Origin of the sequence: Catenulispora subtropica, from assembly GCF_039531675.1 — a bacterium.
Classification (GTDB): domain Bacteria; phylum Actinomycetota; class Actinomycetes; order Streptomycetales; family Catenulisporaceae; genus Catenulispora; species Catenulispora subtropica.
Map to the genome: position 1 here is coordinate 1 of NZ_BAAAQM010000041.1, position 12,624 is coordinate 12,624.

Consider the following 12,624-nt stretch of genomic DNA (forward strand, 5'->3'; position numbering starts at 1 on the left):
CGCGGGCGCGCCGCGCGCCCGGAGCGGTTCGCCGCCGAGGGCGCGCACGTGCGGGCCGCCGGGCCGGGGGGACCGGGCGGCGCGGGCGGGACGAGCGGCGTCGAGGTCCGCATCACCGGCGTCGGCCGCTGGAAGACGGTGCTGGTGCCGCCGAACGCGTTCGTGGTGCACACCCGGCGCGGCGAGGACCGGCCCCGCCACATCGGCCTGGGCGTGTCCTTCCGCTACCGGCCGGCCATCGACTCGTTCCTGGTCGTGCCGGGCGCGATGCAGACCATCCTGCTCAACGCCTTCTGCATCTGCAGCGAACTGCAGGGCGTGCTGGTCCAGGCCTACGTGCAGTGGATCATCCAGGACTTCGGCACCGCCTACCGCAAGCTGGACTTCTCAGACCCCGAGGACCCGATGCGGCTGGTGAACCTCCAGCTGCGGGAACAGGCCGAGGCCGCCATCAAGGACAAGGTGTCCACGATGAGCGTGCACGAGGTGCTCAGCGACCGGCAGCCGATCATCGAAGAGCTCACCGCCCGGCTGCGCGGCGTGGCCGAGGGCTCCGGCGGGGACGACAGCGGGGGCCTGGGCCTGCGGATCGTGACCGTGCAGATCAAGGAGGCGGTGGTCAGCTCCAAGACGCTGTGGGAGAACCTGCAGAAGCCGTTCCGCTCCGAGCAGGGCCGGCTGGCGGCGCTGGCCGAGCTGGCCGCCGACGGCGCGGTCACCGAGAGCCGCATGGCCGAGGCCCGCAAGCAGGAGACCCGCCGCCTGGCCGACGAACGCGACCTGGCCGAGCTCCGCGCCACCACCGCCGCCCACGAGTTCGACCGTGACAGCCGGGAACAGGCCCGCCGCGACGAGCGCACCCAGGAGAACGCCCGCAAGACCGCCGACGCCGCCCACCAGACCCGCCTGCACGCCCTCGCCCTGGAGCGGGAACGCCACGAGCAGGAGAGCGTGATGGCCCGCCTGCGCCTGGAGGAGGAGCAGGAACTGGCGCGTCTCCGCCTGGACGGCGAACTGGCCGCCACCCGCGCGCGCCACGCCGCCGACCACGAGCGGCAGCTGATGGAGCTGGAGCGCGACCGCATCCGCGCCGAGATCGCCAACGCCCGCACCACCGCCGCCCTGCAGGCCGACCTGATCGGCGCCCTGCCGGACATCGTCGAGAAGCTGCCGGCGCCGTCGGAGTACAAGGCGGTGACGGTGGGCGGCGGCGACGCCGCATCGCTGGCGGGGATCGTGGCGCAACTGACGGCGGTGGTCAATGCTCTGAAAACGGGGCAGTGACCCTCGTCCGTTAGTCCACGTGGCGTAGGCGCGGCCAGAGCTGGTGTAGCTGTCGTGGCCGGAGCAGACGGCGCGGCGCGGGCCGTCCGCCGGACCGAGGATCTGCAGCGCGCCGGCCTCGCCGAAGCCGCCGGCGAAGATCGGCACGTCGGGCGGCAGGTTCGCGGCGGCGTCGGCGTCCGCAGGACCTCACGCCGGGAGCACAGCAGCCCCACGGCGATGCAGTCAGTCAATGAACGCGTCGGCGAAATCGGCTCCACCCATCGCCTGAGCATCTGCCATCATCGGGACACCGCAGCGGACGTCCCGCCGTCCGGCAGCCGCCACCCCGCGGCCGCCGCCCCGGCCGCCGGACTGTCGGCCCGCGTCCCTAGGCTGCGATCAGAACGCTCAGACTCACCGCACACGAATATTGGGGGGATCCACCATGGCCACCAAGCTCAGCCAGATCATCGCGATCGAGAAGGGCGTCAAGAGCAAGTCCTACGCCGACCTCACCCAGGCGCACCACGACGTCCAGAAGCAGGCCCTCCTCACCGGCCTGAGCCGTACCTACCAGCCCAAGGACGAGGACGGCGAGCAGCTGCCGCCGGAGTCCACCCGCGTCCAGGTCAAGGCTGAGGACGTGCTGCGCCAGATCGCCGCCAACCTCACCCGGCTGTTCGACGTCACCGCCACCAAGGACTGGGCCAACTGCACCGCGCGTGCCGACGTCGTCGTCGAGGGCCGGACCCTGCTGCGCGACGTCCCGGTGTCCTACCTGCTGTTCCTTGAGAAGCAGCTCACTGACCTGCACACCTTCGTCAAGAAGCTGCCGGTGCTGGACGCCGCCGAGTCCTGGACCCACGACCCGTCCACCGACTGGTATCGCACCGAGGCGGTCCGCACCCTGCGCACCAAGAAGGTGCCGCGCAACCACGTCAAGGCCGAGGCCACCGAGAAGCACCCGGCGCAGGTCGAGGTCTACTACGAGGACATCGCCGTCGGCTACTGGACCCAGACCAAGTTCTCCGGCGCCCTGCCCGCGCAGCGCGTCAACGAGCTCGTCGAGCGCGTGGAGAAGCTGAGCCAGGCGGTGAAGTTCGCGCGCGAGGAGGCCAACACCTTCGAGGTCACCGACCAGCGCGTCGGTGAGGCCGTCTTCGGCTACCTGTTCGCCTAGCGGATGCGCGGTGCGTACCGCCTACCGGTGCTTGCCCGGCGGGAAGGTGCGCACTATCCGTTGTTTGAACGCCGGGACGGTTGCGGGTGCCTCCGAAGCGGGCTGAGCCGGCGCGGGCTGGGTCGGCGGCACCTCCGGGGCCGGCGGCGCGGCGGGCTTCCTCGGCGTGTCCTGCGGAAGGGTCCGCAGCACGTGCAACACGTGCGAGGAAGCCGGCCGCAGCGCCGGATCCTTCACCAGACACGCCTCGATCATCGGCAGCAGACTGTCGTCGATCCCGGCCAGGTTCGGCTGCTGATGCAGGATCCGCAGCATCACCTCCTGCACCGGGCCGTCGCCGTGCGGCGCGCGCCCCACGGCCGCGAACGTCAGCACGGCGCCGAGCGAGTACACGTCGCTCTTCGGCCCGACCTGCACCCCGCCGATCTGCTCCGGCGACATGTAGGACGGCGTGCCGACCACGATCCCGGTCCGGGTCACACCGCTGCTGTGGTCGCCGACGGCCAGGCCGAAGTCGATCACCCGCGGCCCGTCGCGGCCCAGCAGGACGTTGCTGGGCTTCAGATCGCGATGGGTCAGGCCGGCGCGGTGGATGGTGTCCAGCGCCTCGGCCAGTCCCGCGGCGAGCCGGAACACGCCGGCCACCGGCAGCGGGCCCCGCTTGTGCACGGCGGCGTCCAGGGCCGAGGCGTCGACGTACTCCGAGGCCAGCCAGGCGGGCTCGCCGTCGGGATCGGCCCCCACCACCTTCACCGTGTACCGGCTGGACACGGCCATCATCGCCGAGGCCTCGCGGCGGAACCGCGCGCGGAACTCCGGATCCGCGGCGAACTCCGGCCGGATCACCTTCACGGCCACTTTGCGCCCGTCGGAGGTCTGGCCCAGATACACGTGCCCCATACCGCCGGAGCCGAGCCGGCCGAGGAGCCGGTAGCCGCTGATCCGCGAAGGATCCCCGGGTTGCAGCGGCGTCATCCACGACCCCCCACGTCATGTCGCCCGAGACGGTTTTCAGGTTGCTCGCACATCCCGCCGCTCCGGTAGGATCAACGGCGAGCGACCAAGCTTAATGTGACGCTTGAGATTGACCAACACCGTGACAGTGGGGGTTCGAGTCCCTCTCTCCGCATAGCGCGCGGAGGTAGCCCAAATGGTAGAGGCAGCGGTGACGAACTTCAGACTCTCGCTCCAAGCTAAGTCCTCGCCGTCCATCGCCGGATCGACCGGAAGTGGGTTTTTCACTGAGGTTGCAGGTTCGAGCCCTGTTCCCTGCTCTTCGTGCGGGGATAGCTCAATTGGGAGAGCGCAGTGTCATGAGGCTGACCCACCTCCTTAAACGCCATCGGCGTGCGCACAACGACGGCACCACGCACTGAGCAGCGTGGAGAGGCCCAGGGCGGGCAAAACCCTGGGCCTCGCCCTCGTTCTCACCCCAAGCTCGGTCCCGTGTACTCCCGGCCCTCGGCCTCGGCCAGCTTGCGCCCGGCGTCGAGCTGGAACGGGCTGATGCCGCCGGCGTCCCACGGGCCCACGCTTCCCGCCGCGACCGCCTCGTCGCTCTTGCCCGGCAGCATCAGTTCCCTGCGGAGCACCGCGACCGGCTTGTCCGCGACCGCGAACCAGTCGGTGGCCATGAAGTCGTTGCTGCCGGTGCACAGCGCCGCGCGGCGCAGCGCGTCCCCGAACCGCGTGGTCATCCCCGGCTGCGACAGGTGCCCGCGGTCCGCCTCGAACAGCCCGGCGCCGGCGGCCAGCGCCCCGGTCTCGAACAGGCTGACCACCATCGCCAGCAGCGAGAACGCGTGCAGGTCGTCGTTGGCGCGGGCGATGAAGGCGAACACCTCGATCTCGGACTCCACCCGGGTGCCGTAGTCGGCCAGGATGTGCACCCAGTCGTGCTGGGCCAGCAGCGGCGGCGCCGAGCCGGGGGAGCCGGGGAAGGAGAAGCCGCGGGTGCGGTAGAAGTCGAACACGCCGCGGCCCAGGGTGCCCGGCGGCAGCTCCCCGAGCGAGGCCCAGCGCGCGGCCAGCGCCGGGTCGTCCTCCACCGGCGTCCACGGGCCGTGCAGGGCGCCGTCGCCGACGTGCAGGTGGCCGACGTGTCCGAGGTCGAAGTCGTGCAGGTAGCCGTTGCGGTCGAAGTCGATCGCGGCCAGCCGGCGGCCGCGCTCGGCCGCGCCGGCCAGCACGTCCTCCAGGTCGTCGTGCACCCCCAGCTCGGCGGCGAACTCCGCCACCCGCCCGGCCACCGCCGCCGGCAGCGGGTCCAGCACCAGCTCGGCGATGACCATGTTCTGCACGATCCGGCCGCGGAACGCCGCGTCGCGCCGGTGCAGGTCCTGCGCGAAGTCCCGCGCGCCGTAGGGCCGGGCGGCCAGCTCGGCCTGCACCGCCGCCGGGTCGACGTCGAAGCCGGTCAGCGACCGGAACATGGCAGCCAGCAGGGTCTGCTGCAGTCCGGTCAGGCCGCCCTCCGGCGCCACCGCGGAGATCACGCCGCGAGCCAGGGTCGCGACCTCGGCGGCGTCCGGCGGCAGCAGCAGGACGGACGCGGCATCGGGGAGCGGGACGGGCATGCGCGGGCCTTCCGTCGGCGGTGGTTCGCTGTCGCGGCCCATTCTGGCGCGGCGGCGCCGTCTAGGAGCCGCCGTCCGCGAACCGCCCGGCGACCGTCGAGCGATCGCGGACCGAGATCGGCGGCGCACCGGAAATATCTTGCGCCGCCGCCCACGTTCCCCCACCGTTGACGCCATTGGTCTAGACCTAGAGGGGGGCGCCTTGACGGCGACCTGTGATGTCCCGCTCCGCGCCGCCGCGCCGCTGTGGAGCCGCGATTTCCAGCTGTACTTCACCGCCCGCCTGGTGTCCCTGCTCGGGGACGCCATGCTGCCGGTCGCCCTGATGTACGGCGTGGTCGAGCTCGGATACGGCACCACCGGTGTCGGCCTGGTGCTGGCCGCCGAGATGGTGCCGTTCGTGGCGTTCGTCCTGTTCGGCGGCGTGCTCATGGACCGGTTCACGGCCCAGCGGATGATGGTCGGCGCCGACGCCGCCCGGTTCGTGCTGATGGCCGCCGCCGCCACCGCCTTCGCCGCCGGCCACCCCGCGCTGTGGCTGCTGATGACCCTGTCCGCGCTGTCCGGCACCGCCACCGCCGCCTTCCAGCCCGGCCTGGCCGGCGTCGTCACCCAGGTCTCCGACGACCTGCAACGCGCCAACGCCGTCATCCGCGTCGCCGAATCGATGGCCAACCTCGGCGGACCGGCTCTGGCCGGCGTCCTGATCGCCGCCGCCGGCGTGCCGGTCGTGCTCACCGTCGACGCGGCCACGTTCGCCGTCAGCGGCGTCTGCCTGCTGATGCTGCGGCTGAACAGCGTTCCTCACCGCGGGAGCGAAGACTCCACCTGGCGCAACCTGGTCGAAGGCTGGCACGAGTTCCGGTCCCGCACCTGGATGGCGTCGGTGATCGTCGGCTGGATGGTCCTCGGCATCACCGTGTGGGGCCCGATCCGCCCCCTGGCCACCATTCTGGTGACCGACCACGACGGCGCCTCGGGTCTCGGCCTGATGTGGACCGCGTTCGGCGCCGGCGGCGTCGTCGGCGGGCTGGCCGGGATCCGCTTCCGCCCGGCGCGCCCGCTGGCCTCCGGCGCCACCGTCCTGCTCGCCTGGGCCGGGTGGCCCCTGATCATGGCCACCGGGGCGGCTCTGCCGCTGGTCTGCCTCGGCGCGGCCGTCGGCGGCGCGACGATCGCCTACTGGGGCGTGATGTGGTCGACCAGCGTGCAGACCCACATCCCCGCGACCGTCCTGAACCGCATCTCCGCCTACGAGATCGGCGGGTCCCTGGTCGCCTTCCCCATCGGCCAGGCGCTCGCCGGCCCGGTCAGCGGTGCGGTCGGCACGAGCGCCGCGCTCTATGCGTCCGGCGCCATCCTGGTGGCCGTGTTGGTCACGCTGCTCAGTGTGCCGGCCGTGCGCCATCTCGGGGCGCGTCCCGCGCCGCCGGCCTCGGAGGCCGTCCCCGTTATTGGCTCGGGGAGTTAGAAACGGTCCGGTAACGTCCGCGATATGGCCGAGATTCAGGGCACATACGACAAGCGTTTCACCGCCGTCGCCGACACCCTCGCCGAGATCCTGGACCGGGACGACGTCGGCGCGTCGGCGGCGGTGTTCGTCGCCGGCGAACCGGTCGTCGACATCTGGGGCGGCCACGCCGACGCCGCCCGCACCACGCCGTGGGAACACGACACGATCACCACGGTCATGTCGACGACCAAGCCGATGACGGCGCTGTGCGCGCTGCTCCTGGCCGACCGCGGCGACCTGGACCTGGACGCCCCCGTCGCCGCCTACTGGCCGGAGTTCGCCGCGGCCGGCAAGGACGGCGTCCTGGTCCGCCACCTGCTGTCGCACACCGCCGGCCTGGCCGACTGGCCCGGCACCATGACCGTCGACGAGCTCTACGACTGGCAGGCCGCCACCGCCCGGCTGGCCGCCGCCCCGCCGCAGTGGGAGCCGGGAACGGCATGCGGCTACCACTCGATGACCTTCGGGTTCCTCGTCGGCGAGGTCGTGCGGCGCGTGACCGGCCGCAGCCTCGGCCGATTCTTCGCCGAGGAGATCGCCGGGCCGCTGGGCGCCGACTTCCACATCGGCCTGCCCGCCGAACACGACGGCCGGGTCGCCTCCCTGGTACCGCCGCCCGGGCTGACCGACGAGTTCTCGTCCGCCTCGGCTGCCCCGGCCGCCGACCCCGGGGACGGCGAGCAGGCCGGGGAAACCGCCCGGGGCGGCGTCCGGATCAAGGACGCCGGCACCGCGGCCTGGCGCCGTGCCGAGATCCCCGCCGCCAACGGCATCGGCAACGCGCGGTCCGTCGCTCTGGTCCAGAACGTGCTGGGCAACGGGGGAGTGGCACAGGGCGTGCGCCTGCTTTCCGAGGCCGGCTGCGAGCCGGCGTGGCGTCCGGAGTTCAGCGGCGAGGACCGCGTGCTCGGCATCGCCTCGACCTACAGCACCGGCTTCGGCGTGTTCGGCACGACCTTCGGCTGGGGCGGCTGGGGCGGCTCGATGGTCATGACCGACCCGAAGGCGCACATGACCGTCGCCTACGTGATGAACCGGATGCTCGACCCGCGGACGCAGAACGACGGGCGCGGGCTCAGCCTGGTGATGTCCGCCTACGACGGTCTGCGCTGAGCCCGGACCCGCTTCCGGCTCTCAGTTCACCGCGACGACGGCGCCGCCGGTCACCCGCACCAGCTCGTCGAACGTGATGGCGAACACCGTGTGCGCGTGCCCGGCGGCCGCCCACACCTGCGGATACACGCGCAGCGTCCCGTCGATGAGCGTGCGCACCGGTTTCGGGTGACCGACCGGCGCGACCCCGCCGATGCGCTGGCCGGTGTGCTCGTACACGAACTCCTTCGACGCCCGGCCCAGGCTCGCCACTCCCAGCGCCGCGGCCACCCGGGCGGTGTCCACGCGGTGCGCGCCCGAGGTCAGCACCAGCAGCGGGGCGCCGTCGGCCTCGAAGATCAGGCTGTTCGCGATCGCGCCGACCGCGCAGCCGAGCTGGTCGGCGGCGGCCTGGGCGGTCGGCGCGGACTCCGGCAGCACCACGACCCCCGGCTCGAAGCCCTTCGCGCGCAGCTCCTTCTCGACGGCCAGCACGGCGGGGTGGTTCGTGATCCGTTCCATGCCCGCCGATATTAGCTCCGCCCCTCGCGTGCCGTCCGGCAAAATACGCGCCATGGACCAGCTTGATCGCATCGTCGAGCCCACCGAGATCGTCGCCGGCCGCTACCAGCTGCGCCCGCCGTCGCCGCGGGACGTGCCCGACATGATGGCGATGGCGCTCGACGAGGACATCCGGCTCTGGAACCCGCTGCCCTCCGGCGGCGACGAGGAGACGGCCCGGGCCTGGGCCGAGCGCTGGGCCGACTTCGACGGCGGCACGAGCGGGCTGTTCTGCGTCTACGAGGCCACCGAGGGCCGGCTGCTGGGCATGGTGTCGCTGCACAAGATCGACCTGGAGCACTCGTTCGGCGAGCTGGGCTACCGGGTCGCCCCGTGGGCCCGCGGCCGCGGGGTCGCGACGGTCGCCGTCCGGACCGTCACCGACTGGGCCTTCGGCTTCCTCGGCCTGACCCGCATGCAGCTGATCCACGCCGTCGAGAACCCGGCGTCCTGCCGCGTGGCCGACAAGGCCGGCTACCTGCTGGAGGGCACGACGCGCAGCTCCTACCGCTACGGCGACGGCAAGCTGCACGACGAGCACCTCCACGGCCGGCTCGCGACCGATCCGGTGGGGGACCAGCGGTAGCGGTGGTCTGTCGCCACCGCTGGACAGCCACGGCCGGGCCGAGCCCTCCGCTCACAGCTCCCAGTCCAGTGCCGGCGGCATCACGCCCTCCCACGCCAGCAGCCACTCCTTCGTCCGCAGCCCGCCGCCGAACCCGCCGAGCCCGTCGGCGGCCAGCACCCGGTGGCAGGGCACCACGATCGGCAGCGGATTGCTGCCCATGATCCCGCCGACCGCCTGCGAGGCCGTCACCCCGGCGCCCGACCCCTTGGCCAGGTCCCCGTACGTCACCGTCTCGCCGAACGGCACCTCGGCCAGCAGCTTCAGCACCGTCAGCCGCAGCCCGTTCACGCCGTACCAGTCCAGGGCGATGTCGAACACGGTGCGGGTGCCGTCGAAGTACTCGCGCAGCTGCAGCAGGGCCTCATCGAGCTGCGCCTGGGCGATCCGGTCCGGCTTCTTCCCCGGCGCGGCCTCGTCCCCCGTGACGAACGGCTGATCGGACTCCCGGTCGCGCGGGAACTGGACCAGCCGCAACCCGCGGGCCGTGGCCCCGACGTTCAGCGTCCCGATCGGCGTGTCCAGCAACGCGGTCTGCATGACCGTCATTGTGCCAACCGGGGCTGACAACCCGCTCGGCGGCGCTAGGGTGACCGGCATGCCCAAGGCTTCCACGAACGGCGTCGAGCTCGAGTACGAGACCTTCGGCGACCCCGCCGCCGAACCCCTGCTGCTCATCATGGGCCTCGGAACACAGATGACGGCGTGGCCCGACCCGTTCTGCGGGATGATCGCCGACGCCGGGTACCACGTCATCCGGTTCGACAACCGGGACAGCGGCCTGTCGACGATGGTCGACGCCCCGGTCCCGGACTTCGGGCAGCTGCTCGGCGGCGACCTGTCCGGCGTCCCGTACCGGATGTCCGACCTGGCCTCCGACGCCGCCGGGCTCCTCGACGTCCTGGACATCCCCGCCGCGCACGTCGTCGGCGCGTCCATGGGCGGCATGATCGGGCAGCAGATGGCGATCGACCACCCGCGGCGCGTCCGGTCGCTGTGCTCCATCATGTCCACCACCGGCGCCCGCGACGTCGGCCAGCCCGCCCCCGAAGTGCTGATGCTGGTGTTCGCCCCGGCCGCCAAGACCCGCGAGGAAGCGATCGACCGGGGCCAGAAGATGTTCGAGACCATCGGCTCGCCCGCCTATCCGACGCCCACCGAGGCGCTCCGGACCCGCATCGGCGAGGCCTACGACCGCTCCTACGCCCCGGCCGGGACCGCACGCCAGCTGGCCTGCATCATCGCCTCGCCGGACCGGACCGCCGCACTCGGCTCCGTCACCGTGCCGGCCGCCGTCGTACACGGCGAGGCCGACAAGCTGGTCGACGTCAGCGGCGGCTACGCCACCGCCGCCGCGCTCGGCGTGACCCCGCTCATCATCGCCGGCGCCGGCCACGACCTGCCTGAAGAGCTGTGGGAGACCTACGTCGGCGCGATCGTGGAGAACGCCCGGCGCGCCGCTTGAGAGTGCCGCCGGAAGGCGCCGGCCGCAAGCGCGGCCCGAGGATTCGGCGCCAACCGAATCCGGTGCGCGTCGGTCGCGCGCCGGATAGAACGGAGCCATGGATCTTCTGGCTCACCTCTCCGACAGCGACCGGCAGCGCGTCCAGGACCGGCTCCGCAGCAACCTGATGGCGTGGCTGACCACCGTGCGGCCGGACGGCCAGCCGGTCAGCGTCCCGGTGTGGTTCCTGGCGCGCGAGGACGGCACGATCGTCGTCTACAGCCGGGCGAGCAAGGCCAAGCTGCGGAACATCGCCGAGAACCCCAAGGTGAGCCTGGGCCTGGACGTCACCGACATCGGGCGCAACATCGTGCGGATCGAGGGCGAGGCCCGGCACGACCCCACGCTGCCGCGCGCCGACCGTCACCCGGCCTACCTCGCGAAGTACGTCGAGCGCATGGGCGCCATGTTCGACACGCCCGAGAACTTCGGCGAACAGTTCACCGCCGGGCTGGTGATCACCCCGACGAAGTACTACGCCGGATGAGGCGCGCTCACTCCGGCTGCGCAGACCGCTCGACGACGAAGTACAGCTGCTTGTGCTGGACCCCGGCCTCCATCGCGGCCACGGCGGCCTCGGCAGAGGCGCGATCGGGGTGCCGGGACATCAGGAAGCGGTTGCCGTTGTCGTCTTGACGCCAGACTTCGAACACCTCGGCCCTTTCAGGTCGTCCGGGGCCTGCGAACCCTGCCCCGTCTTCAGTTTCGGTCACGTCCACGCCGCTCCTGTTCACGGCCGGTCCCAGGCGGCACCCGCCCGGGCCAGCCGGTCCCGGTACTCGATCCGCTCGGCCCAGTCCGCCGGAAACGCCGCCATCCCGAGGCGCGCCCCCGCGAACGCGCCCGCGAGCGCCGCGATCGAGTCGGAGTCGCCACTGGTCGCCGCGGCGCGCCCCAGGGCGCGGACCGGCTCGTCCGGATACATGAGGAAGCACAGCAGCGCCGTGGCCAGCGCCTCCTCGGCGATCCAGCCTTCACCGGTGGCGCGACACGGGTCGGCGTCCCGGTCCGGCCGGACCAGGGCCGCGGCCAGGCGGTCCAGGGCCTCCGCGCACTCGTCCCAGCCGCGGGAGATGAAGTCCTCCGGTGACGTCCGGCCCGGCACCCGCCACAGGTCGTCGCCCAGCCACGTGCCGTGATACACCTCGCGCTGCTCCCGGCAGCGGTCGCGCAGCGCGGAGACCAGGTCGGCGGGCGCCATGCCCTCCAGCAGCCGGCGGGTCGCGAACGCGGTCAGGTCCGAGGCGGCCAGCGCGGTCGGGTGGCCGTGGGTCAGCGCCGCCTGCAGCTGCGCCACTCCCGCCACGGTCGACGCGGGCAGCAGCGGCACCAGGCCGATCGGCGTGACGCGCATGTTCGCGCCGCAGCCCTTCGACCCCCGCTGCGACGCGTCGGCCCACGCCGCGCCCTGGGACAGCAGCCCGCACGCCCGCAGGCACGTCATGCCCGGCGCACGGTTGTTGTCCGGGGACTCCGCCCACGCCAGGAAGTGCCGCACCAGTGACGCCGTCAGCGGTTCCGGCTCCAGCGCCGTGCCCGCGGGCTGCTCCAGCAGCGCCTCGGCGACCGCCAAGGCCATCTGCGTGTCGTCGGTGACGAGCGCGCCCTCCGGCAGATCGGTAGGTCCACCCGCCCCGTACTCACGGACGATCTCCTCGAACCGCCGGAACTCGGTGGGCTTGCCCATGCTGTCCCCGTATGCGAGCCCGAACAAAGAACCGGTCGCCGACATGCGATCCCTCCCGTGGCTTGGTGCCGCCAGTCTGCCAGCTACAGTGCCGCATCATGAGCGACTATCCCGGCGAAGACCCCATGCGGCACGACCCGGCCACCGGTCCGGACCCGCACGCCCTGACCCTGCGTGACGCGACGGAAGCCGACCTCCCGGTGATCATCGCCCTCCTCGCCGACGACAAGCTCGGCTCCACCCGCGAGACCCCGGACGACCTCGCTCCCTACCTCGCCGCCTTCGCCGAACTCGATGCCGACCCCAACCAGCGCCTCATCGTCGCCGAACGCGCCGGGGAAGTGGTCGGCACCTTCCAGCTCACCTACATCCCCGGCGTCAGCCAGCGCGGTATGAAGCGCGCCCTCATCGAAGCCGTCCGCGTCGTCGCCACCGAACGCGGCACCGGCCTCGGCACCACCATGATGACGTGGGCCGTCTCGGAAGCCCGTACCGCCGGCTGCGGCATGGTCCAGCTCACTTCCAACGCCGAGCGCCCCGACGCGCACCGGTTCTACGAGCGGCTCGGGTTCGTGCCGTCGCATGTCGGGTTCAAGCTGAAGCTGAGCTGACGCCCCTTT

14 protein-coding genes are annotated in these 12,624 nt (G+C 72.3%); 8 read left to right on the forward strand and 6 right to left on the reverse strand.

All coding sequences use genetic code 11. The annotated features are described in order from the left end of the window. Together ABD466_RS29405 and ABD466_RS29410 are read left to right on the forward strand one after the other, a co-directional pair. Window positions 1-1,284: SPFH domain-containing protein (locus tag ABD466_RS29405; protein WP_425558777.1), on the forward strand; the 1,284-nt coding region annotated here is incomplete at its 5' end. A gap of 427 nt (window positions 1,285-1,711) precedes the next feature. Then, window positions 1,712-2,446, forward strand: coding sequence for a DUF7873 family protein (locus ABD466_RS29410; RefSeq protein ID WP_344660453.1), 735 nt, complete (start codon window positions 1,712-1,714; stop codon window positions 2,444-2,446). Between the two features lie 21 nt (window positions 2,447-2,467). Here the strand turns inward: ABD466_RS29410 and ABD466_RS29415 are convergent, their stop codons facing one another. Together ABD466_RS29415 and ABD466_RS29420 are read right to left on the reverse strand one after the other, a co-directional pair. Further along, a complete protein-coding gene (locus tag ABD466_RS29415) occupies window positions 2,468-3,421 on the reverse strand; it encodes a serine/threonine-protein kinase (protein ID WP_344660454.1) in 954 nt (317 codons plus the stop codon). Window positions 3,422-3,873: 452 nt separating this feature from the next. Continuing rightward, a complete protein-coding gene (locus ABD466_RS29420; protein ID WP_344660455.1) occupies window positions 3,874-5,022 on the reverse strand; it encodes a hypothetical protein in 1,149 nt (382 codons plus the stop codon). A 202-nt stretch (window positions 5,023-5,224) separates the two neighbouring features. Between ABD466_RS29420 and ABD466_RS29425 the strand changes: the two genes are divergently transcribed. Next, window positions 5,225-6,493 carry an MFS transporter gene (locus ABD466_RS29425; RefSeq protein ID WP_344660456.1) on the forward strand — a complete coding sequence of 423 codons (1,269 nt, stop codon included), beginning with the start codon at window positions 5,225-5,227 and terminating at the stop codon, window positions 6,491-6,493. Between the two features lie 24 nt (window positions 6,494-6,517). Beyond that, window positions 6,518-7,648 (forward strand): serine hydrolase domain-containing protein, encoded by a 1,131-nt coding sequence (locus ABD466_RS29430; protein WP_344660457.1) that lies wholly within the window; start codon window positions 6,518-6,520, stop codon window positions 7,646-7,648. 21 nt (window positions 7,649-7,669) lie between these two features. On the opposite strand, the gene ABD466_RS29435 is transcribed toward ABD466_RS29430, so the two are convergent. Further along, window positions 7,670-8,149, reverse strand: coding sequence for a YbaK/EbsC family protein (locus ABD466_RS29435; RefSeq protein WP_344660458.1), 480 nt, complete (start codon window positions 8,147-8,149; stop codon window positions 7,670-7,672). A 52-nt stretch (window positions 8,150-8,201) separates the two neighbouring features. On the opposite strand from ABD466_RS29435, the gene ABD466_RS29440 reads away from it, so the two are divergent. Next, window positions 8,202-8,774 carry a GNAT family N-acetyltransferase gene (locus ABD466_RS29440; protein ID WP_344660459.1) on the forward strand — a complete coding sequence of 191 codons (573 nt, stop codon included), beginning with the start codon at window positions 8,202-8,204 and terminating at the stop codon, window positions 8,772-8,774. Between the two features lie 51 nt (window positions 8,775-8,825). On the opposite strand, the gene ABD466_RS29445 is transcribed toward ABD466_RS29440, so the two are convergent. After that, window positions 8,826-9,353 (reverse strand): methylated-DNA--[protein]-cysteine S-methyltransferase, encoded by a 528-nt coding sequence (locus ABD466_RS29445; protein ID WP_344660460.1) that lies wholly within the window; start codon window positions 9,351-9,353, stop codon window positions 8,826-8,828. A 58-nt stretch (window positions 9,354-9,411) separates the two neighbouring features. Here ABD466_RS29445 and ABD466_RS29450 point away from each other — a divergent pair, with 58 nt between their 5' ends. After that, window positions 9,412-10,278, forward strand: a complete 867-nt coding sequence (locus ABD466_RS29450) for an alpha/beta fold hydrolase (RefSeq protein WP_344660461.1) — start codon at window positions 9,412-9,414, stop codon at window positions 10,276-10,278. Window positions 10,279-10,375: 97 nt separating this feature from the next. Continuing rightward, window positions 10,376-10,804: a pyridoxamine 5'-phosphate oxidase family protein gene (locus ABD466_RS29455; RefSeq protein ID WP_344660462.1), complete on the forward strand. Its 429-nt coding sequence runs from the start codon at window positions 10,376-10,378 to the stop codon at window positions 10,802-10,804. 7 nt (window positions 10,805-10,811) lie between these two features. Here ABD466_RS29455 and ABD466_RS29460 read toward each other — a convergent pair whose 3' ends face one another. Both ABD466_RS29460 and ABD466_RS29465 read right to left on the reverse strand, forming a co-directional pair. Beyond that, a complete protein-coding gene (locus ABD466_RS29460; RefSeq protein WP_344660463.1) occupies window positions 10,812-11,030 on the reverse strand; it encodes a hypothetical protein in 219 nt (72 codons plus the stop codon). 17 nt (window positions 11,031-11,047) lie between these two features. Further along, window positions 11,048-12,049, reverse strand: a complete 1,002-nt coding sequence (locus ABD466_RS29465) for an ADP-ribosylglycohydrolase family protein (RefSeq protein ID WP_344660464.1) — start codon at window positions 12,047-12,049, stop codon at window positions 11,048-11,050. A gap of 80 nt (window positions 12,050-12,129) precedes the next feature. On the opposite strand from ABD466_RS29465, the gene ABD466_RS29470 reads away from it, so the two are divergent. Next, entirely contained in the window at window positions 12,130-12,615 is a 486-nt protein-coding gene (locus tag ABD466_RS29470; protein WP_344660536.1) for a GNAT family N-acetyltransferase, read from the forward strand. The last annotated feature ends 9 nt before the right edge of the window (window positions 12,616-12,624 follow it).

Coding starts and splice junctions, on each gene's coding strand:
- ABD466_RS29445 (WP_344660460.1), bottom strand. CDS start 9,353: ATGCAGACCGCGTTGCTGGACACGCCGATCGGGACGCTGAACGTCGGG.
- ABD466_RS29450 (WP_344660461.1), top strand. CDS start 9,412: ATGCCCAAGGCTTCCACGAACGGCGTCGAGCTCGAGTACGAGACCTTC.
- ABD466_RS29440 (WP_344660459.1), top strand. CDS start 8,202: ATGGACCAGCTTGATCGCATCGTCGAGCCCACCGAGATCGTCGCCGGC.
- ABD466_RS29410 (WP_344660453.1), top strand. CDS start 1,712: ATGGCCACCAAGCTCAGCCAGATCATCGCGATCGAGAAGGGCGTCAAG.
- ABD466_RS29430 (WP_344660457.1), top strand. CDS start 6,518: ATGGCCGAGATTCAGGGCACATACGACAAGCGTTTCACCGCCGTCGCC.
- ABD466_RS29420 (WP_344660455.1), bottom strand. CDS start 5,022: ATGCCCGTCCCGCTCCCCGATGCCGCGTCCGTCCTGCTGCTGCCGCCG.
- ABD466_RS29465 (WP_344660464.1), bottom strand. CDS start 12,049: ATGTCGGCGACCGGTTCTTTGTTCGGGCTCGCATACGGGGACAGCATG.
- ABD466_RS29455 (WP_344660462.1), top strand. CDS start 10,376: ATGGATCTTCTGGCTCACCTCTCCGACAGCGACCGGCAGCGCGTCCAG.
- ABD466_RS29415 (WP_344660454.1), bottom strand. CDS start 3,421: ATGACGCCGCTGCAACCCGGGGATCCTTCGCGGATCAGCGGCTACCGG.
- ABD466_RS29470 (WP_344660536.1), top strand. CDS start 12,130: ATGCGGCACGACCCGGCCACCGGTCCGGACCCGCACGCCCTGACCCTG.
- ABD466_RS29435 (WP_344660458.1), bottom strand. CDS start 8,149: ATGGAACGGATCACGAACCACCCCGCCGTGCTGGCCGTCGAGAAGGAG.